The organism is Psychrobacter sp. CX16 (assembly GCF_057396245.1).
Genome location: NZ_JBXYJF010000004.1, coordinates 47,819 through 70,632 on the forward strand (window position 1 = coordinate 47,819; position 22,814 = coordinate 70,632).

Consider the following 22,814-nt stretch of genomic DNA (forward strand, 5'->3'; position numbering starts at 1 on the left):
AGTAGAAGGCTGTGTTTTGTCTTTTAGATACAGCATTACATTAAGAAATATTACTGGGCAAAATCGGTATTTTTAATGCTCATGGTGTCTTTATACTTGTTTAGCTTCATATATAAGAAGGCACCAAACAACACATTTAATATGCCAGTCAATAAGAACAATTGTGGTAGGGTGAGTGACAGAACATTTAATAACACAATCGCAAAGATGGCTGACGTTACCATAAAGATGGCGTTAAAAATATTGTTGGCACCGATAACACGCGCGCGGTGACTGGTTGGCGAATAAGCCTGCATTGCTGAGTATAAAGGCACGATATAGATGCCACCGCTAAATCCTAAGAAGAATAAATCGGCGAAGACACGCCAGCTGCCAGGGATAGCGGCAAGCTCACTTATACCGAGCAAGCTTGTGGTATCGATATCAAGCGACGATAAAGAGAAGTACAAATCAATTGCAAACAAGCTTAGTCCGGCAATACCAAAGGGCAGTAGCTTAAAACTAACCTCATTTTTGGTTAAGGTTTTGCACAATAGCGAGCCAATGGCTACACCCACAGAGAATAAGGTAAGCAAAAAGATAACCACCGACTCATTACCATTTAAGATGACTTTACTAAATTCAGGCGTTTGCGTTAAAAAAGTAGCCCCATAAAACCAGAACCAGCTATTGCCTAGGATAATAAAGAACAGCAGCGGCAGTGAATATAAGTATTTAATAGTTGCCATACTGGTCGAGAAGATATTCCAATTCACCTTAAGCTCTGGCTGAACTGCTGGCGTATTCGGTACAAAGCTTGCGGCAAAATAACCAAGAGCAGCGATTAGTATAATAATACCGCTAACCCAGTATAGATAGTTGGGCATTTGGGTTAAAATACCGGCAAAAATCATACCTGATAATATAGATAGCGAGGTACCCATTTGGAACAGACCATTGGCACCGACCAGCTCATCTTGACGCATTGCCTGCGGTAGATAAGCATATTTAATGGGGCCAAAGAATGTAGACTGCGCGCCTAATAAAAATAGAGCCACAAATAAGAACCAATAGAGCTCAAAAATAAGTCCCACAGCGGCCATAAGCATGATGATAATTTCTAGTATTTTTATATACTTTGTCAGCTTAGACTTTTCATACTGATCGGCCAATTGACCAGCCAATGCTGAGAATAAAAAATAAGGCAAAATAAACAACATAGCAGCCAAATTATTGAGTACGCTAATCGAAGCGCTCATCTTGGCAGCAGCGGTGTAGGTCAAAACCAATAATAGAGCTTGTTTAAAGAAGTTGTCGTTAAATGCACCCAAAAACTGCGTAAAAAACATAGGCGTAAAGCGACGGTGCTTAAAAAGTTCAAACTGTGATGCCATCAGCGGCTTCCTAATGTAAATAACAGATAAATAGTCATAGTAAGTAATTCATTTGAGTCAAATTTATCAAATTATCTCGAATAAATGGACTCAGTCACGGTATCATAGTGACAATTTATCACAACTACATTAAATTTGTTTTTTGATTTATGAAAATCGCCCTTGCACAGACTACCTGTTGCGGTTAGCCTTTGGTCTAAAATTTATTATCGTAAGTTTTCTATAAGAGATTGTTAATGAGCACTCTACATAACACGTCATTGACTAAGCCCACAGTCAATAAAAAACTGGCAACTAAAAAGCCGTCGCCACGAGCGCCTATTTGTTATGGCATCTTTGTTTTTAATCCCAAATCTAAATTACCGTTTCGTTACTCAAATCTCGTCTGTGCCTTGTCAGCGTGTATGTTGGCGCAAGTGGCGTTGCCGTCATTGGCATATGCGGCGAGCAGTGGCACATTGCCAGATAGGATAAGCAATAACCTGAGTCAAGATGAGTTAGATCAAATTGATGAGGTGCTTCTAAATAGCGCAGAGGACACTAATAACTCTGAAGACAGAAGCCGTATAAAGCAAAACCAACAGTTAAGTGATGCGCAGTTAGAGGAAGCGCTCATTGGGCTGCGTCTTAAAAGAGCGGTTGAGCAAGGGCAGCTTGATGCTAGCGTGTTAGAGGATTATCAGCGAGAGACCTTGAATAAAAACGACGATGACTCAGACAGTGTTGAGATTACCAATGCGCAAAAAGACCGCTTTACCAATTATTCAAGCAGCACCTCAGATCGTATCGGCAACTCTGTACCCAATAATAACTTAGCGAATGTCTCTGATGTGCAGATAGAGAAAAGCGGGCTTGATGACATTACGATTAATGATGCTAGTAGCAATAATTCAAATATCAGTAGAGCCACTGTTGATAGCCTTGGTAAGTATGATGATACAGATGCGCGCCAAACTAGTAATGGACAAGGCAGTAATAACCCAGACTATACAGGTAATGCCAATAATGGTCAGTCAGTATTAAACATCGATGACTTTGCCAGTGAGCAAACACTACAAACGCCAGAAGAGCTTGACCGGATGCTCGATCAAATTCAAGCGCAGGTCAATACGGACTTTGATAGACCAGTGGCCACGCTTGATGATTCTCAGCCGCCTTTAGGTTTTGATACCAGATTGGATCAAACCACTGCATTAAATCCAAGCAACCGTGCGACATTAGGTCTGTTAGATAATGAAGACGATAATATCAGCGCTGAAGTGACTGATAATCGCTCAGATGATAATGACAGTAACAGTCGTAGGGAGAACAACCCAACGATTGCAAACAATCGCACCGGTTCAAGTGGTAATAGTAACGCTGTTACTGAAAACAGTGCTCGACCAACCTTTAATACCAACACTGGCGATGCCAATACAAGCCCTCGTTCTGATAACACTATTATTAGCACGAATAATACGCCAGTATCCGAGAATAATAGTCAAAGCAACAATAGCAGTATTCGCAATAGCGATAGAGATGAGGACACTCAGGTTCAAATCGAAGCCAGTGATCATAAAAGCAAGGATGTCAGCTTAACGGAAGAGACACCAAACGAGCCTAGCTCAGATCCAGTTACGGCCGCAAACATTGGTAAGATTGATAATATTATTACCCAAGCCGATGGTGATATTACCGATGACTTAGTGACTAAAGCTCAAGAAGACAGCAATACCGATTCAGGTATTAATCCTGATGACTACTTGCCTGAATATGACAGTGAGGCCAACGGCGGCTATAATCGTGATGCTGTATTAGCGAATGTCGAACAGGAAGAAGAGGAAGAAGAGGCCGCTAAGCCTAGTCTGTTCAAGCGTATTTATGCACGGCTATTTAATGATGGTTATACTGCTTTACCGCGGCTTAAAGCCAATATTTACATTCAAGCTGATGAAAACGATGACTTTAGTCAGCCAACACTGGTCAAAGCGGATGATGACACGCAGCCTGCTAATAATATTAAAGCGGCCATGGAGAACATTACAGTCGAAGCGATTTCAGACTTTACCGCTGTGATACCTAAGCTGCGTGAAGAATCGTTAAATGCAGCGCAAGCAGTTGGTTATTATGATATTAATATGCGTTTCGAGAAAAAAGACGCCGATGAAATTAATGTCATCATTGAGCATTTGGGTGAGCCAGTTATTGTTAATAGCCGTATCGTGGATATTCGCGGTGAAGGTGCCGAATTAGAAACCTTCCAGGAAATTGCAGAATCAGCACCACCTAAGACCAATGATATCTTTAATCACGGTGTCTATCAGCTTGCCAAAGATAGAATTGAGAGCGCACGAAATCTTTATGGTTTCTTTGATGGGCAATGGCTAAACAAATCTGTCGATGTTATTTTGCCAGACAATACCGCAGATGTGGGTCTTATTTATGATACCGGTGAGCGCTATCAATTTGATGATGTGGTGTTTTTCACCATTGATGAAGAAAAAGGCGAGCTAACCACCGATCCGGATAAACTACCGGTTAAACTTGAATTATTGCATCAGCTACATAAGTATAAGCCAGGTGATGAATTTGATGCCTCATTAGTGACTCGATTTACCAATGATTTAGCAGCGACTCGCTACTTTAACGTGGTGAACGTTGAGACCGTCAAGCCCAATGATTCGGTAAGTAGTGGCAGTCTAGACTTCATGGGTATGGATAGTGGTGCCAATGCTGAAAGCCAAGAGAGTGATGAGTCAGTCGCCGATGTGGTGGAAGATGTTATTAATGCCGCTGACGATAATCCACAACGCACGCAAGATAATAGTTCGGCGCAAAGCCAAGAGAATGCTAGTACTCAGAACCAGAATAATGCGGCTGCTCAAAATGATGTCACTGCCCAAAGTAATAAGGATGACACAAAGAACGAGTCAGAAGCTTTAGCAAATAATAACTCAGAGAATAATGCGGATGATGATTTATCTGCAGAGTTTGAGCCTATTGAATATACGGTTGATCAAGAAACCACCGATAAATTGGCCGAAATCAGTGCAAAAGCAGAGCGCTTGTCTAGGCTACCAGATGACCGAGTACTCGATGCTGATGAGGAAGAAGACGCCAAAAATATATTAGGCAAAATATCAAATGCTATCAGTCGCGCAGTTCGAAAAGTATTACCGGATGAAGAAGACCGCTTAGCGGATACCGATAATCTGCCTGAAGACTTGAGTCAAACTGTTTTGGCAGGTCGAAAAACCCCGCAAGAAGTACATGAGACCAAATCAGTTCCGACTTACGTGTTCGTAACTGCAGACAAACCGAAAGATGTGGATTTAGGTATTGGTTATGGCACTGATACCGGTATTCGTACGGTGACAAGGTTTGAGCATAATCTAATTAACCGAGATGGTTATCAAGCCGGTATTGATGTTGGTCTGTCTGAGATTAACCGTTCAGTGAATATACATGCCAGCCGTCCATGGAAGCACCCTCTCAATGATATTTTGACGGCCAATGCCAGTTACGAGCAAGAAGAGATCACCCAAGGTGATGGTAACTTAGATTTGAAAACCAATACGGTAAAAGTTGGTGTGGCACGACGCATCCGCCGCGACACGGGTTGGAACCGTACTTACTCACTGCGTTATCGTCTTGATGATCTAGAAAGTGGCGTGAAAGGGCCTGCGCGTGAAGATTTGCCTGAACCGTTTAACCGTGAAAATGCCCGTTTTAAACAAGAAGCCCTATTGCTGGGTTATACCTTAGATAAAACCACCACAGATAACATTACCAATCCGATGAAAGGGTGGCGTCAGTACTATTCTCTAGAAGCAGGTACCGAAGATGCATTGACCGATACCGATATGGTCATTGCGCGTGCTGGCGTCAGCGGAGTTTATAGCTTTGGTGAGATGAACAAGCATCAGCTAGTCGGCAGCTTGGATACAGGCTATATTTGGACTGATGATTTCGAGTCTGTACCGTATAAGCTGCGTTTCTTTGCCGGTGGTGATCGCAGTATTCGCGGTTATGACTATAACAGCTTATCTGCGATTGAAAACGGCTACCTAACGGGTGGTCAAATCCTAGCGATCGGTAGCACCGAATATAACTATGAGTTTAAGCCAGGTCTTCGCGGCGCTGTATTTGCCGACTTTGGTAACGCCTATGACAAAGACTTCGATGCAGAAACCAAATTGGGTGTGGGGGTCGGGGTACGCTGGGCATCACCTGTTGGTATGGTACGCGTTGACTTAGGCGCAGGCGTGTTAGAGGACAGCATTCCTATTCGCTTGCACTTCTTTATCGGCTCGCCTCTGCAGTAAGTTCGGCGCTTTTGTTTTGACTGCTAGATATATGATTGCTCAGTGTCCTAATATCATTTACTATGACACAGCCTTCACTGTGTTATGAATGCTGATATTTTTGACTGTAAATAGTACCAACCCTAACCACACACAGGGGCATTTTAATCAGAGATAAAGCCCTTGTGTGTGACTTGTTTTAATTGCTATTGCTAAGAAGCCACTTAATCCATGACCACTCCTCAAACTCCTGAACCAAAAGAAGAACACCCTGCTCAGCGTGATGCCAAGCGGGTTAAACGCCATTATCCGTTATCTTTTTTATTAAAGATATTGGCACTGCTGCTCGTTCTGTTTTTGATTATGTGTATCGTCTTGTATGTGATGGCGGGTACATCTCGTGGCACCCAGTTTATCATGAACAAAATCGCTTCAGAGACAGGCATAGAGCTTGAGTATGGAGAGGGTAATCTGCGTGATGGTTTAAGGATTAAGGATCTTGCCTTAAGTGCCTCAGAAGATGTTGATATTCATTTTATCGATACCTTTGTTAAAATTGGCTGGCGTGCCATTTTTATTAAAGAGGCGCATTTACGTGAAGCGACGATTGGTAAGATTGAAATTATCAATCGTAAGCCGGCAACAGGTGAACCGTTTGACTATAAAACGTTTGATCTGCCTATTAACCTACGCTTTGATGAAGCGCGTATTGATGAGATTGTCTATAACCAAGCTGGCAAAGAACCAGTTGTGGTCACGGATATCAGAGCCGATGATTTAAGCTGGGTAGGGACAGAGCTTAAAGTTAATGAAGCCTATTTACAGTACAGTGATGTGGTTAAAGTTGATGATTTATCCGGCTCTGTGAATTTAACTGGTGATTATCCTTTAGATTTATCGGCGGTGATTACAGTTAATAGCTTAGAGAAGGTCTATGTCGACCCGATTGAGGTGATGGCTACAGGCAGTCTTAAGCGTACGTATGGTAAGCTGCGTAGTAACTATAATGACAAAGAGGTCGTGGGCGAGTTTAGAGTCCAAGGCATGGATAAGAATGCTCCCTTTAGCGCCAAGCTAAGTTGGGATGAAATAGACCTACCTTATGCCGAAGATGCGATTAATCTATCGCTACACAATGGTTTGGCCACCGCGTCAGGGGTGTTGTCAGATATTGAGCTGCGTATTAACAGCCAATTATCAGCAGATACTATTCCAAGTGGTCATTATCGTGGCCGTGCCAATATTGTTGATTTTAAAGAAATGCACGTTCAGCGTTTGACAGCTGCCACACCAAATGGTGATTTGATTGCACAAGGTATCCTCGATTGGGAAGGTCCGTTTAAAACGAAGGCCATGTTATTTAGCGATGATTATAAGGTACGCACTCTAGTGCCTGATGTGGCTAAACCTTATGCGCCTAAGTTCTTGAATGGTAAGCTTGCAGTGGTCTATCAGCTCGAAAACTCAGATGGCTTGATGCAAATTAACGCTGATCTGAAACAACGTGATGGCGAGCATATAAATGCCAAGATTGTAAAAGGTGTTACTCCTGAAAATCCAAGAAAGAGTGCGCCTTGGTATGTCGATGCCAAGTGGCAGAATCTACGCCGTAAAGATGTCCCTCAAATCGGTAATATCGATAGCCCTTATGGTGTGGCTGATGTACAAGTGCGTGACAACCTATTGTGGGTCAATGCCAATGCCAATATTGAAGAACTAAATGCCGCGCCTGCCGGTGATTATAAGATTCGTATGAATAAAGTTGGTGATCGCGTTAATCTCCGCACCTTAAATTACAACGGTGTGATGGGTGATTTAAGCGGTAACGGCAGTATTTTACTGGCATCGAAGAATAATCCGCTGACTTGGAATATTGATGCCAAAACGCAAGAGCTAAAGCCGCAAGTCTTTAATAAAGATTTACCAGTGACGCGATTGGTCGGTGATATCAATGCCTCAGGCAAGATGTACGACATCAAAAAGCGTGTTAATGGTAGGGTGCTTAGCGGACAGCGCCACGTGTTTAACATTAAATCTACCGATTTGACCACCACATTAACAGCGCAGGTCAATACTGATGCCGCTGATAATAATGGCAAGGCGACGACTGAAAATCGCCGTGTGACGGTTATGGGTAGTGGCGATGGTGCTGTAAACATGCTTGGCGGCAACTTACAGAATTTTGATGCGCGTTTTAATGGTCAAGTTCAGACCCAAGGGGTGCCAAAAGGCAACTTCAATGTTGATGTAAATGGCACGCCCAAAAATATTAATATCAAATCCTTTAATCATCAGGGTGAGGCAGGTGATATTCGTGCGTCGGGTAATGTTAATCTAACCGATGGTATTAAGTGGAATATTAATGCCAATACAAAACAGTTTAATGTTGGTTTCTTTGCACCGCAAACCCAAGGCATTATCACGGGTGATTTAAAAACCTCAGGTAAGTGGCGTGACAACAATACTAAGATGGGCGATTTGCAAGCCTTTGATGTGAAATTCAACGGCACCATCGATACACCGCAATTACCACAAGGTAAACTGGTCATTGATGCGGTTGGTGATGCGCAAGCGATTCGATTACGCCGATTTAGTCATATTGGAGAAGCAGGTAGCTTGATTGCCAAAGGGACTGTCAATGTTAAAAATGGCATCTCTTGGGATTTAAATGCGGTGATGGACGACTTCAATGCCGGATACTTTGTCAAAGATGTGCCAAGCACCATCACTGGTCGTATCGAAACGACAGGTACATGGCGAGACAGCGTGCAGCGTATTAGCGTTAATCGTATGTCACTAAGCGGTCATATCAAGGGTCAGCCATTATTGGCCAGAGGTAGCTTAAACACTACTTTACATTTGCCAAAAGATATGAATGCCTATCTGAATGTCTTAAAAGCAGCAGATTCTAGTGGTCAAGTAAAACAGGTGAATAGCATTGTTGAGACCCTTAATGCCGATAATCTGCTTGTACAATGGGGTGATAACCAAATCGTTGCCAATGGCGATGCCAGACGCTTGCAAGCCAAGGTCAATGTCCGTAATTTGTCGCAAATCTCAAAAGATATTGCCGGAAATGTTGTTGGCGGACTCACCTTGGTGCAGCCACAAGGTCAGCCACTACCAACGATTTATGTTGATTTAACCGGTAACCGATTAGCATTACCAGGTATCACTCTTAACAAAGGTATTATTAAAGGTAAGATTGTTGACTTGGCTAAGAGCCCAAGCACCTTAGTGGTTATCGCTGATGGTCTTGAAACGTCAAGTAATCAGTTTGATACCTTACGTGCGGTATTTACTGGTACGGAACAAGATCATGCATTGACGCTCAAAGCGAAAACAAATAGTGCAGGTACCGATGTGGGTATCAATGCACTGATTAAAGGTGGTCTCGATCGCAATGCCCAAAGCTGGCGTGGCGTTATAGGTAATGGTGCTATCGGTACTAAATATGTGACTTTAGCGCAGAATCAACCGGCACAAATGTTGGCCTTCTTTGGCGGTGAGACACCGCGCATTGAGTTGGCTGCCCATTGTTGGCAAGCAACTGATCAAGAAGGCAAGCTGTGTCTACGTGAGAAGCTTGTGGCATCAAGTGAACAGGGTCAGGTTAACCTAGCGATTCAAAGTTTAAATACAACTTTATTTGCGCCTTTTTTACCAAAAGATTTAACTTGGCAAGCTCAGTTAAACGGTAAAGCAGTTATAGGCTGGCGCCGTGGTAGCAACCCAAATATCAATGCAACACTATACTCAGATAATGGTAAAGTGGGCATGACCCAAGATGGCTATTCAGAGTCAGTAACCTTGCCCTATAAGCGTGTGTCATTAATTGTCCGCTCATTTGAAGAAGGTATCAAGCTACGTACTGATATCGATAGTGGTCAAGGAGCACGGGGTTATGCCGATGTGGTTATTGATCCGTTCAAAGAGAGTAAGCCGTTATCCGGTGCGCTAGTACTTAATGAGTTTGATTTGGCTATCTTAAAGCCATTCTTCCCAGGTATGCGTAGATTGGCTGGTAATATTACGATGGCCGGTGGTGTCGGTGGTACGTTGACAAGCCCTGTGTTCTATGGCGATGTGAACTTGCATGATACCACGGTCGCTATGCTCGATTTGCCGGTGAATCTAACTAATATCAATGCCAAAGCCCAAATCCGTGGTCAAAGCGCCACACTAAACGGCAAGTTCATGAGCGGCGAGGGGACGGGTGATATTAGTGGGACGATTAACTGGCAGCAAGAAATGCAAGCCAAGATTCGTATTACCGGCGAGCGTCTGATCGTTAGTCAGCCACCATTATTATTTGCGGAGGTGAGCCCTGACTTTAATATTATCGTTAAGCCAAATCAGCAGTATGTCAATATTGTGGGCGCTGTTTCGGTACCGACAGCCACGATACGTCCACCAGAGGCGAACGAAGAAGTGGTCACCAAGTCAGAAGATGTGGTCGTACTTGATCGCCGTTTGATTGGTAATATTGATGAGGTTCTAGAAATCTCTAAACCTTGGTCAATTAACGCTGATATTGGGGTTGATTTAGGTCGTAATGTGAACTTCCGCGGCTTTGGTGCGGTATTGCCACTGGCTGGTGCCGTACATATTACTCAAAAAGGTCAAGGGGTGATGAAGGCGCGTGGTGTGGTTCAGGTTAGCCGTCGCAGTGATATCGATGCCTTTGGCCAAAATCTTGAGCTTAACTATGGTCAGGTTCGCTTTAATGGCGATGTCACCAATCCTACCTTAAGTATTGAGGCGGTTAAAAAGATTGAAGATCAAACGGTCGGTGTGCGTATTAAAGGTACTGCTGCAGAGCCGAATATTGTGGTCTTCAACGATGCGGGCTTGACCCAAGGTCAGGCAATGAATGCGCTGGTTACTGGACGTATCTCAAACTCAGGGGCGACTCAGATTAGTGAAGAGGGCTTTAAGTCTCAGGTTACTAATAATTTGGCAGCAGCAGGTTTGAGCTTAGGGTTAAGTAGCACACGCAGTTTGACCAATAGTATTGGTGATGCCTTTGGCTTAGAACGTTTGACCATTGACGCTTCTGGTAGTGAAGATGATGCCAACGTGAACGTGACGGGTTATATTACCCCAGACTTATACATCCGCTATGGTGTGGGTGTGTTTAACGCACAAAATAGCCTGTCATTGCGCTATCAGTTGACTCGCAGAATCTATGTCGAGGCGACCTCAGCAGCGGAGAACGCAGTCGATGTGGTTTATAGCTTCCACTTCTAGGTAGAGCATTAACCAATTGATTGTGTCAAAACAAAGCGTTAGTTTAAAGAGATAAAAAAAGGCATCGCTAAGCGATGCCTTTTTGGTTGAGCGAGACTGTTAAAAGACGACCTATTTGCTAATAAAAATTCAACCCAGTCACGGTTCATATTAATCAAATGACGACTTTACTTAATAAGTTTCGTCTCAGTAGGTGTTGTGACGAAGTGTCGTTCATTAAGGTTAAACAATTTGCCTAGAATTTGTTTATCTTCAAATATTTTGTTAACCGCTATTTGGTTAAGATTAGACGGTTATTACGAGTGAGACGTAAGCGGTATTCCTCTCCTTCATGTTGGATACGCACTTCTTTGGTTAGTGCGAATAGGTGCTCTGATTGCAGCATAGGAAGTTGGTTGTCACGAAGGTTAAGTGCGCGTGAAATGATAGTAGCCATGATAGTATCCTCTGTGTCTTAAAAGTTTTGGTTAATATTTTTATTAGCAATAAGGTCTATCGCAAATCAACTTATTGATAATGATTATCATTAACTTGATTATTATTTATTCTTCACGTCTTTGCAAGTGGTTTTTTTATTTTTATGAGGAAATAGGTGTCAATTTATTTATTTCAGGAGACAAACTGATGATGCAAATTGATGTGGCTGTTGCCGTTATACATTATGGTGACTCGTTTTTATTAGGATTTCGCCATGCAAAACAGCATCAAGGCAATCGATATGAGTTTGTCGGCGGTAAGATAGAGGTTGATGAGCATCCTAAGCAAGCCCTTATTCGAGAAGTTTACGAGGAGATTGGACTGGATATAACAGCAGGCAGTTTGATTAATCCGCTTGGGGTCCTGCGCCATACTTATCATGATTTGGACGCTCAAAAAGAGTCTAAGACTGTGTGCTTGCACGTATATAGAGTTGAGCTCACCTCTGCGCAATATGGGGATTTTCGATACCGTGAGCAGGGAAGTGAGGGGCAGTCGCTACATTGGGCAGATAAAGCAGCTTTATTATCAGGAGAATACGCATTACCTGAGGCCAATTCAGCGATTTTGAAGTGGCTTAGCTTGCCAGATTGCATCACCATTACTCAAGAGATTACGCAGATAGCTGAAACCGATAGTACTGATGTAGTAGAGAGCTTTGAAGAGAATAGTATTAAAGCATGGGCTGATTTTTATAGTCAGCACTTAATGGATAATGGCTGTGTTTATATACGCCTAAAACTATCGAATACTGACCAACAGATAATAGCAATTAGCAAGTTAGCAAAAAAGCGAGCAGATATTAGTTTTATTGTTAATCATACATTAGCCAATGAATTGATTAATCATCACAATAATAGCAAATTGATATCGAGATTGGCCGCACAGCATTTGACGCAAGCTGATTTGGACAGCCTTGTTTCTGATCGTTATCAACTAGATAAGGGGGCAGTTAGTCACCTAACTTATTTACCATTAACGATAAGTTGCCACTGTGAAAACAGCGTTAATAAAGCCAATCAATTAGCCCGATATTTACTCAATCAAGCAAGAGTAGCACAGCAAACGATGCCTATAGTGTTAGGCGTTTTTATATCCCCTGTCAATAAAACGAAAACACACAGTCAGCAGCCGGCATTGGGTTTTGATAAGTTTGATGTATTGGCTAGAAAGTCGGAGATTCCAGTTATCGGGTTAGGCGGATTAGCACCAAACGATGTGAGTCAAATACGTAGATACTCTGGAGATAAAGTAGCAGGAATTCGTAAATTTTTACGGGTCAATGCACAACAATAAAACAGGTTAAATTTACGTTTAATAGCATACTTTACAAACCTTATCCTATTACTACATTTTATTGATAGTAATGACTTTTAGATGGGAATACTCTAGAAATACACAAAGAGTTATCAATACATTTTTAGCTATTTTAGCTTGATGCTCATAGTTTAATACTGAGCTTAGTCATTAGTAAAGAGCACTTTAATGGCTCTTGGTCGCCTCTGTTGACTCTAACCTTTATCTATTATCTTTGTATTATTAAATTAATGAACAAGATAAGGCTATTAAGCACCACTGGCGATACGTTTAACCAGTAAATAAGCAAAAGATTAAAGTAAAAATAAGTATTGTTATATACCATTTTATACCGCTAACAAATCAAAAGGTTGACTATGAATCAACACAAGCATGAAATCTCAGAGAGACCCTTTATGCAGGCATTACTCAAACATACAGGTATTGCATTGGCCATCTTAGTGCCACTGGCGGCTTACTCTGCGTTTTCACAAGCAGCAACGGGCATGACGACTGAACAACAGCAAGCACGTGCTAATGCGCTATCACAAACAAAAGCCGCACCGACGGCACCTCGTTCTGTCAGTGAAGTTGATTTGAATAAGTATGCAGGTCAGTGGTACGAAATCGCTCGTTTCCCTATGTATTTTCAGCGTAAGTGCGTATCTGACGTGACTGCAACTTATCGACTCAATCATGACGATGCAGGCGATATTAAATCTGTTGATGTTGTTAATCAGTGTAGAAAAGAAGATGGCTCGATGATGAGCGCAGAAGGGCTAGCCAAACCAGCCAATAACACAGGTAGCGAGCTTAAAGTGACCTTCTTACCAAGCTGGATTAGATGGTTACCTGTTGGCAAAGCAGATTATTGGGTATTAGAGCTTGACGATAATTACCAAAGCGCATTAGTGGGTACGCCTGATAATAAATACCTATGGGTATTGTCACGTAAACCGACATTATCACAAGAGACATTCAATAAATATAAAGCCAGTGCCCAAGCGCAAGGCTATGATGTGTCACAGTTGCAAATTACGACGCATACTGGCACACCAAATACGCTAGTGGCTAAATAGTCACTAGCCGTTCCTTATTGTAATGAATGTTATTGAGACCAGTATTCTAGTAAAATCTGACTCAATAGGTGGGTATTATCCACGTATTCGACTGGCTTAAATAAGCAATATGATTTAAAATCTAGCATTTAAAGTAGAGTCAGTTGCCAATATAAATATCTGCTACATAGGATCATTATATTGAATACACTGGAAGCTAAGTTACCCAACTTTTCACTTCATTTACCCAAAGGATGACTATTGTGAGTAATGCTGATACGCGCCGCAAGTTACACCAAGTTCACCTAGCTAAATATCAAGAACAAGAAAATAAGGCTCATGAGCTTGTTAATCAGCTTCATGACTTATATATCAATAAAGATGTTAAAGTTAAGCTATTTGGTGAAGCGCTTAATGGCCTATCGACTGCTGATGTGCTAACTAAAATTGAGCAAACAGCCGTACGCAACAACGGTAAAGCGTTAACAGTTGATGATATCTTAGCAACCGTAAAAGACGTTGCTGACATTAACGAAATTAACACTGCTGTAGTTGATGCAGGCCAATTGGTTAAAAATAACGTTAGCGCTGCTGATGCGTTTGCTAAAGCAGACAAGTCTCAGCCTGCCAATAGCGAAGCGACAGACGTGGTCCTATATGGTTTTGGCCGTATTGGTCGTATCTTAACTCGTTTGTTACTTGAAGAAGCAGCAACTGACAAAGGTTTACAACTAAAAGCATTTGTTGTTCGTCCTGGTAAAGAGGGCGACATCGCAAAGCGTGCTTCATTACTTGAGCGTGACTCAGTCCATGGACCTTTCCCAGGTTCTGTGGTTGTTGATGAAGAAAACCAAGGCATCATCGTAAATGGCCGCTTCATCCAAGTTATCTATGCTAATGATCCAAGTGAAATTGATTACACCAGTTATGGTATTAATGATGCAATCGTCATTGATAATACAGGTATCTGGAAAGATGAAGATGGCCTAGGTAAACATTTAAAAGCTAAAGGTGTTAAAAAAGTATTGTTAACTGCGCCATCAAAAGGCGAGATTAAAAACGTTGTTTATGGTGTTAACAATGACACTATTGGTAATGATACTATCGTGAGTGCAGCTAGCTGTACTACTAACGCTATCACGCCATCGTTGAAAGTATTAAACGACGAGTTTGGTATTGTTAATGGTCACGTTGAAACCATTCACGCATTTACTAACGATCAAAACTTAATAGATAACTATCATAAATCAGATCGCCGTGGCCGCAGTGCGGTATTGAATATGGTTATCACTAGCACTGGCGCTGCCAAAGCAGTGGGTAAAGCGTTACCTGAGTTAAATGGTAAGCTAACGGGTAATGCTATCCGTGTTCCAACGCCAAACGTTAGTATGGCTATCTTAAACCTAAATCTTGAGAAAGCACCAGAAAGTGCTGAAGCATTAAATGCTTTCTTTAAGAAAGTATCTGATAGCGATGCTTGGCAGTCTCAAATTTCTTATACTGATTCAACTGAAGCCGTATCTTCTGACTTTGTTGGTACTAAGCAAGTGGGTATCGTTGATGCCCAAGCGACTATCGTTACTGATAATCATGCTACCGTATATGTTTGGTATGACAATGAAGTAGGTTATAGCACTCAAGTACTACGTGTTGCTGCTCAAATGGCCGGCGTGCATTACACAAATATCAGTGCTTAATAATTAGTCTTTATTGACTGATAATTGTCTTTAATAGTTTATACAGGAAGTCTGTCGTTTAACCCTATTGTCAAGCGCCAGTTAGAAATTAAAGCAGCTTATCGTGCATTAGTATGAACACTTATGTGTGACTTTCAGAGCATTAACTGTTTGATTCGCCACAAACTAATGACTGACACGATTTGCAACGATACCCGATAATCGTTATGGTTGTCGGGTATTTTTTTATTATTTGTTTTGTTCGATTATGCTGTAGAATACGGCTTAATGAATGTCGTACATTATTATTAACAAAATTTATTTATACCAGACTATTATTCTAATATGCATTTTTCTAAATTATTTTAGAGAGATGCCGTTAGCCATTTAAAAATACCAATTTAAAAAAAGTTAAGGGAGCAAGACCAATGCGATTTATTGATGAAGCAATTGTTACTGTCAAAGCAGGAGACGGTGGTAACGGCATTGTGAGCTTCCGCCGGGAAAAATATGTTCCGCGTGGTGGCCCAGATGGCGGTGACGGTGGTAAAGGCGGTGACGTGATTGTAATTGCCGATGATAATACCAATACTTTGGTAGATTATCGTTATACTCGCCGCTACGATGCCGGCCGCGGTGAGAATGGTCACAGCAAGAACTGTGCGGGTAAAGGCGCGGATAATATTTACCTACGTGTGCCAATTGGTACTACTATTGTTGATAACGAAACGGGTGAGGTTGTCGGTGATTTGACCGAAATCGGTCAAGAGTTGTTGATTGCTAAAGGCGGCGATGGCGGCTTGGGTAACACCCATTTTAAGAGCTCAACCAATCAAGCACCACGTAAAGCCACGTCAGGCTTTGAGGGTGAGCTGAAGCAGTTAAAGTTTGAGCTAAAGGTAGTCGCCGATGTGGGCTTGATTGGTTTACCGAACGCGGGTAAATCAACTTTTATTCGCCAAGTATCTTCAGCCAAACCTAAAGTAGCCGACTATCCGTTTACCACACTTGTGCCAAACTTAGGTGTGGTCGATGTGGGTCGTCATCGCTCGTTTGTAATGGCAGATATTCCAGGGCTGATTGAAGGCGCATCAGAAGGTGCAGGTCTTGGTATTCGCTTCTTAAAGCATGTGGCGCGTACCCGCCGTCTGCTACATATTATCGATATTAAACCTATTGATGGTAGTGATCCGGTTGAAAATGGTAAGGTCATCTTGAATGAGCTTGAGCGTTTCTCACCTGAACTTGCTAACCTGCCACAAATACTTATTTTAAATAAGATTGATCAGGTACCTGATGAAGATGAGTTAAACGAGCTGTGCCTACATATTGTGGCCGAACTCGGCTGGACAGGTGCAGTATTTAGAACCTCTACCTTAACCGGTGAAGGTGTAGATGATGTGAAATATCATCTGATGAATGAGATTGAACGTGAGCGCGAACGCGAAGAAGAAGACCCTCTGTTTGCCGAAGCGCAAAGAGAGCGGTTTGAGCGTTTGGAAGCGGAAGTACGTCTCAATACCGAAGAGCAGAAAGAGGCTTATCGAGAAGCGCGACGTGCTCAGCGTGAAGCTGCTCTACAAGCGGCAATGGATAGTGATGACGACGATGAAGATGGCGTAGAGATTATTTACGCCCCTTAAGCTCGAGTCTATTTGTCTTGCAATGATTAAAAATTTAAAAATTAGCTAGATATTTTTACTTCAAAAGTAGAAGTATCTGGCAGGTTAAAAAGAGACACTGGCTGATAGTAAAGGACATCACTATTGGTTGTTCTCTTTCAAATATAATATGACAAAGTATAGCTAGCCTCTTTTAGTACAGGGCATAGGACGATTCATATAAATACATTATTATATTATGGGAAGGATTATGAGTGCTAATAACAGCGGTAAAAAAGCAAAGAAAACAAAATTACAGGGCAGTATTCCAAAACCGGTTGACTCTAATGATGACCGTTTTGCCACAGAAAAAAGATCGTTTGATTTACAACGTATTATCGTAAAAATCGGCTCTTCGCTGTTAACCAATAATGGTAAAGGGCTAGACCGTACAGCGATTTATGAATGGGCAAGCCAAATTGCCGCTTTGCACAATCAAGGCAAAGAAGTAATTTTAGTCTCGTCAGGGGCAGTGGCCGAGGGTGTGGTCAGAATGGGGCTTAATGAACGTCCTAAAAAGTTAGAAGGCCTGCAAGCCTGTGCGGCAATCGGCCAAATGGGTCTGATCGAAACCTGGTCATCTGCTTTGATTCAAAGTGGCGTGCAAAGTGCGCAAATCTTACTAACTCACGATGATTTATCTAATCGCGAGCGTTATTTAAATACGGCTAATACGTTAGATAAATTGCTATCTTGGCGTGTATTGCCTGTTATTAACGAGAATGACACCATTACCGTTGATGAAATTAAGTTTGGTGATAATGACACGCTAGGCGCAATGGCCGCAGCTATGGTTAGCGCTGATTTATATATTATCTTAACCGATCAAGATGGGGTATTTACGGATAATCCACGTGAAAATCCTGATGCTAAGATGATTCGTCAAGAAAGAGCAATGGCAGACTATCTGTTTGATATTGCCGGCGAAGGCGGTAAGCTTGGTAGCGGTGGTATGTTAACCAAAATCCGTGCCGGACGTTTAGCAGCGATGGGCGGCTGTCCGACTGTTATTGCTAATGGTAGCATTGATAAAGTGATTAACCGTATTGCCGAAGGCGAGTCTGTTGGTACGCTACTCAAAACCAACCAAGCGGATAAAATCATTGCGCGTAAGCAGTGGTTAGCGGCTCACTTACGTATGGCAGGTACCTTGTTTATTGATGCTGGTGCAGTCGACGCGATTACCGTTCAAGGCAAGAGCTTATTACCGGTCGGTGTGGTTGATATCCAAGGTGACTTTGAAGAAGGTGATGTGGTTGCGGTTGTTGATCAAGATACCAATGAGCGTGTAGCAGTGGGTCAGGTGAATTTCTCATCGCAAGAAGCTCGCCGAGTTGCTCGTGAACGCACCAAAGATTTTGATAAAATTCTTGGTAATAGCGAAGAGCGGGTGGTCATGATTCACCGTGATGACATGGCTATTTTAAATAAATAGTGCGGTTTTTAATAATTGGGTCTATTATTTATTTACGCTTAGCCATTAGTTATTGATAGGAACTCAATAACTGATGCAATTATAATAACGATTTCGCTATGTCTTACTAAGTCTTAATTTCATTATAGAGATTGAATATGGCGGAATCACAGATAAAATCGGGTCATAATTAGTAGCAGATAAATAATTAATATCAGCTGCCTGAATTGACAATAACTCATTTAATATAACTATTTTGATTATATTCTGGTGACTTTAAAGAGATAATAATGTCTATAACTTCCTCACACTCTGTTAACTCGACACACAGCTTTACCCCTTTAAAAAATGATCGTTTGCTAAAGGCAATGCGATTTGAGCAGGTTGATGTCACGCCCGTTTGGATGATGCGTCAAGCAGGACGTTATTTACCAGAATATAAAGACACCCGTGCTGAAGCGGGTGATTTCATGAGTCTTTGTAAAGATACGGCTCGCGCTACCGAAGTTACCATGCAGCCACTGCGTCGTTTTGATTTAGATGCCGCTATTTTGTTTAGTGATATTCTGACCATTCCGGATGCGATGGGCTTAGGTCTGTATTTCGAGACTGGTGAAGGTCCTAAATTTAAGCGTACCTTACGCACAGAGGCTGATTTTAAGCAGTTAGAAACTTATGATCCAAACGATGCACTAGGTTATGTAATGGATGCGGTGACCAGCATCCGTAAAGAGCTCAATGGCTTAGTACCGTTATTTGGTTTCTCGGGTAGTGCGTGGACATTAGCAACGTATATGATTGAGGGTGGCAGCTCAAAAGATTATCGTTATACCAAAGGCTTGTTATACAGCAAACCTGAGTTTTTACATCAGATATTAGATCATGTCACCACAGCGATTATTGACTATCTAGATGCACAAATTGTTGCCGGTGCTCAGATTGTTCAGCTATTCGATAGTTGGGGCGGGGCACTTGCTCATCGTCAATTTATCGAGTTTTCACACAAATATAATAAGCGTGTGGTTGCTGAGCTAAAACAGCGTCATCCAGAGGTACCTGTGGTTGTCTTTACCAAAGGTGGCGGATTGTGGCTTGATGTACAGATGGATAGCCAAGCGGATTGTTTGGGTCTTGATTGGACCATGCCGTTAGATAAAGCGCGCGCTATTTTGGCAACCGGTGAGCGTAAGATTGCGGTACAAGGTAACTTGGATCCAGCTACTTTATATGGCTCATCCGAGTTAATTAAACAGTCGGTCAATGCCATGCTAGATGATGCCTATGCTGGCGGCGAAAAGACAGGATATATTGCCAATTTGGGTCATGGTATTACTCAGTGGGTTAATCCTGAAAATGCAAAAGTATTCGTAGATGCCGTGCATAGCTATAACCTTTAATACAATGACACGCTTTAACTTTAATAAGTAACGCTTATTTAACTAGCTGATAAGTCATTATTATTTAATTAAAGGCTAGTAACCTTTTAATAAATTGTTTAAGTTTAGGCAAATGCGTTACTATAAAACGATAGTGATAAAATAAGACAACGACAACGTTACTTTAAATAATCGCCTTAGAGCACATTTTAGCTTTATGCGCGTTACGTTAAACAAGTAGGATACGATATGTTGCAAGCAGCGATAGTAGGTGGAACAGGATATACAGGTGTGGAGTTGATTAGATTATTATCAGCACACCCTGAGGTCGCTGTTAAATGGTTAACCTCACGCTCAGAGGCAGGGAAGCCCGTTGCCAGTGTTTTTCCAAGTCTACGCGGATTTACCGATTTAGTTTATAGTGATTTAGGAGAGCGTACAGTTGAAGCACTCGCCGAATGCGATGTGGTATTTTTTGCGACCCCTCACGGTGTGGCGATGCAGCAAGCGCAAGCATTGGTTGATGCCGGTGTAAAGGTAATTGATTTAGCAGCAGATTTTCGCTTGCAATCATTAGAAGAGTTTGAGCAGTGGTATAAACACAAACACGCCTGCCCAGATCTTTTGCAACAAGCAGCATACGGTTTACCCGAGATTAACCGTGAAGCGATTAAATCAGCGAGTGTTATTGGTAATCCAGGCTGTTATCCAACAACTGCTATATTAGGCTTAAAGCCAGTTATCGAAGCACAAAATGATGCCAATGAAGCCTTGGTTGAACCGCGTATAATTATCGATGCAAAATCAGGTGTGTCAGGCGCGGGTCGTCAAGCTAAGCTTGATTTGAATTACGCTGAGACCACAGATAACTTCAAAGCTTATGGTATTAGCGGGCATCGCCATTTACCTGAGATTAACCAAGGTGTGCATCAGTTATTGAACAGTAGGTTTGCACATAAGGTTCGCTTTGTTCCGCACTTAGTGCCTATGATACGCGGTATGTTTACCACCATACACTTGGTGTTGACAGAAGCAGGTGCTAAGCAGGAGTTACAAGCCATTTATGAAGCGGCTTATAAAGATGAGCAATTTATTGATGTATTACCAACCGGCGAGTTCCCAGATACCCGCAGCGTAAGAGCGAGCAATCGATTACGTATTGCCGTGCATCAAGACAATGATAATAGGGAGGCTACTATTTTAGTGGTTCAAGACAACTTAGTGAAAGGGGCTGCTGGGCAAGCGGTACAGTGTATGAACGCTATGTTCGGGTTTGATGAGTCACTTGGGCTAAACCATGTGCCTGTGGTGCCCTAAAAGTAGACCCCTTAACCTTGTTTTTTGTAAAATAGCTGCGGCTTGATATCCTAATAAAGCATACAAAATCATAGGCATACAAGCAGCTGTATTTTATAAATATTTCATTGCCACAAATCTGCTGTTAGTTATTGGTTTAAGAGTTAGGTATAATAATCTGCCTTAAATTTGCCTTTGGCTTCTTAACTGACCGCCGATTCATAAGATACGAGCTTAGATTACATGTCCACCGAAATCAGCAAACCTACTCCTAAATTTAAGAAGCGATCATCTAGTCCGATGAGTCCGCTGATATTGGTATTATTTGCGAGCGCAGTATTACTGACTGGCATAATTGCCACTGTATTTGGCCACAAGTTTGGTTACCATCGTGGTTATCAGGCCTCACAAAATGCCGCAAAAATGAAAGGAGAGGCGCAAGAGCTTTCTGCTGAAGAGGTTAAGTCACTACAGCTAAAAGTTAATGCCCTTAATAAACAAGTCGATGCAGCCAAACAAGAGCGCGACATTAGCCTAAATAATCTAGGGCAATTGCGCCGTGATATTGAGGATTTAGAGATTCAAAATCTTCAGCTGAATCAGGTTAACAATGTCTATGCCGATACGCTAGTTGATCAAGGTGGCCTGCCTTTACAGGTGGTGGGCGCTAAGATGGAACCGTTGCCTGAAAATGCGTTTGAGTATCGCTTTGATGTGGCCATGCTTGCAGAAGATGGTAATCAGCATCGACTCAAACCAACGCTGACTTTGCTAGATGAAGAGAACTTGGTCGAAGTACCATTAGAGCCAAAATATTATGACATCAAGGGTATTTCACGTATCCGTGGCCGTTTTGTGATGCCGCAAGGCTTTAAACCAAAGCAGGCGAAGCTTGAGCTTCAAGCCGCTGGTCAAGAGGTTGAGCAGATTTATAACTGGCAGTTATCAAGTCCGGTCGATAAGATGCCTATGTCATTATCTGAAGTGCCAGAGACAGATCCGCGCCCAGTGACTGAAGGTGATAAATAGTTAAGCGATTGGCTATTTAGTGATAATTGAAATTCAGTCATTAGCCCTCATAATCTATAACTTACATACTTTCTTTAATTTAAGCGGTGAAATAACAAAATCTATGTCTATGATGATAGAAAAGACCTTGCTTGATACTGTGACAACTGAGCGCACATCGAGTCATCCGATATCTGCAGATTGGCATCATCCTGCCACGCTGCCAATTGCGCATCCCTCCAAAGTCTCACCGTCTAAACTGATAGACGATGAGTCTGAAGAGGAAGGTGAAGTTGAGGTCATGGTTGCTGACCCAGAGTTGGCTGAGCCGCCTATGTACGCTGTAGTTATGTATAATGATGACTACACTCCAATGGAGTTTGTGGTCTATATATTACAATCAGAGTTTCGTCATAATACGGAAAAAGCGGTTGAAATTATGCTGAATATTCACCATCAGGGACGGGGTATTGCCGGTATTTACCCTAAAGATATTGCTGAGACAAAAGCAAAAAAAGCCAATCAATCAGCGCGTAAAGAGGGCTACCCTTTATTAACTCAAATTGAGCCACATCAAGGTTAAAGCTATATCTGTCTATATTTTCTATATTGTAGGCCGACTTTAAGTTCAGTCTTTACCTTATAA

Annotated in this window: 13 protein-coding genes; 11 read left to right on the top strand and 2 right to left on the bottom strand. The window is 42.1% G+C overall.

Going from position 1 to position 22,814, the window contains the following annotated elements:
- Positions 1-50: 50 nt before the first annotated feature.
- Entirely contained in the window at positions 51-1,373 is a 1,323-nt protein-coding gene (locus AC2SLM_RS02460) for an MFS transporter (protein WP_486551774.1), read from the bottom strand.
- A gap of 236 nt (positions 1,374-1,609) precedes the next feature.
- On the opposite strand from AC2SLM_RS02460, the gene AC2SLM_RS02465 reads away from it, so the two are divergent.
- Together AC2SLM_RS02465 and AC2SLM_RS02470 are read left to right on the top strand one after the other, a co-directional pair.
- A complete protein-coding gene (locus AC2SLM_RS02465) occupies positions 1,610-5,677 on the top strand; it encodes an autotransporter assembly complex protein TamA (RefSeq protein ID WP_486551775.1) in 4,068 nt (1,355 codons plus the stop codon).
- A 210-nt stretch (positions 5,678-5,887) separates the two neighbouring features.
- Positions 5,888-10,906, top strand: coding sequence for a translocation/assembly module TamB domain-containing protein (locus AC2SLM_RS02470; RefSeq protein ID WP_486551777.1), 5,019 nt, complete (start codon positions 5,888-5,890; stop codon positions 10,904-10,906).
- A gap of 271 nt (positions 10,907-11,177) precedes the next feature.
- On the opposite strand, the gene hemP is transcribed toward AC2SLM_RS02470, so the two are convergent.
- Entirely contained in the window at positions 11,178-11,342 is a 165-nt protein-coding gene (gene hemP, locus AC2SLM_RS02475; RefSeq protein WP_077449338.1) for a hemin uptake protein HemP, read from the bottom strand.
- 188 nt (positions 11,343-11,530) lie between these two features.
- Between hemP and AC2SLM_RS02480 the strand changes: the two genes are divergently transcribed.
- The 9 genes from AC2SLM_RS02480 (at position 11,531) to clpS (ending at position 22,751) form a co-directional block, all read left to right on the top strand.
- Positions 11,531-12,679 carry an NUDIX domain-containing protein gene (locus AC2SLM_RS02480; RefSeq protein WP_486551779.1) on the top strand — a complete coding sequence of 383 codons (1,149 nt, stop codon included), beginning with the start codon at positions 11,531-11,533 and terminating at the stop codon, positions 12,677-12,679.
- A 377-nt stretch (positions 12,680-13,056) separates the two neighbouring features.
- Complete coding sequence (locus AC2SLM_RS02485) at positions 13,057-13,758, top strand: lipocalin family protein (RefSeq protein WP_486551780.1); 702 nt, start codon at positions 13,057-13,059, stop codon at positions 13,756-13,758.
- A 233-nt stretch (positions 13,759-13,991) separates the two neighbouring features.
- On the top strand, positions 13,992-15,434 hold the full coding sequence (locus AC2SLM_RS02490; RefSeq protein WP_486551781.1) for a glyceraldehyde-3-phosphate dehydrogenase: 1,443 nt from the start codon (positions 13,992-13,994) through the stop codon (positions 15,432-15,434).
- A 407-nt stretch (positions 15,435-15,841) separates the two neighbouring features.
- Positions 15,842-17,056: a GTPase ObgE gene (obgE, locus tag AC2SLM_RS02495; RefSeq protein ID WP_486551782.1), complete on the top strand. Its 1,215-nt coding sequence runs from the start codon at positions 15,842-15,844 to the stop codon at positions 17,054-17,056.
- Between the two features lie 229 nt (positions 17,057-17,285).
- Positions 17,286-18,509 (top strand): glutamate 5-kinase, encoded by a 1,224-nt coding sequence (gene proB, locus AC2SLM_RS02500; RefSeq protein ID WP_486540364.1) that lies wholly within the window; start codon positions 17,286-17,288, stop codon positions 18,507-18,509.
- Between the two features lie 269 nt (positions 18,510-18,778).
- Positions 18,779-19,885 carry a uroporphyrinogen decarboxylase gene (hemE, locus tag AC2SLM_RS02505; RefSeq protein WP_486551784.1) on the top strand — a complete coding sequence of 369 codons (1,107 nt, stop codon included), beginning with the start codon at positions 18,779-18,781 and terminating at the stop codon, positions 19,883-19,885.
- A 228-nt stretch (positions 19,886-20,113) separates the two neighbouring features.
- The gene (gene argC, locus AC2SLM_RS02510; RefSeq protein ID WP_486551786.1) at positions 20,114-21,181 is read left to right on the top strand and encodes an N-acetyl-gamma-glutamyl-phosphate reductase; all 1,068 of its coding nucleotides are present in this window, start codon (positions 20,114-20,116) and stop codon (positions 21,179-21,181) included.
- Positions 21,182-21,403: 222 nt separating this feature from the next.
- Positions 21,404-22,189 carry a hypothetical protein gene (locus AC2SLM_RS02515; protein ID WP_486551788.1) on the top strand — a complete coding sequence of 262 codons (786 nt, stop codon included), beginning with the start codon at positions 21,404-21,406 and terminating at the stop codon, positions 22,187-22,189.
- 112 nt (positions 22,190-22,301) lie between these two features.
- Entirely contained in the window at positions 22,302-22,751 is a 450-nt protein-coding gene (gene clpS / locus AC2SLM_RS02520; protein WP_486551873.1) for an ATP-dependent Clp protease adapter ClpS, read from the top strand.
- Positions 22,752-22,814 lie beyond the last annotated feature (63 nt).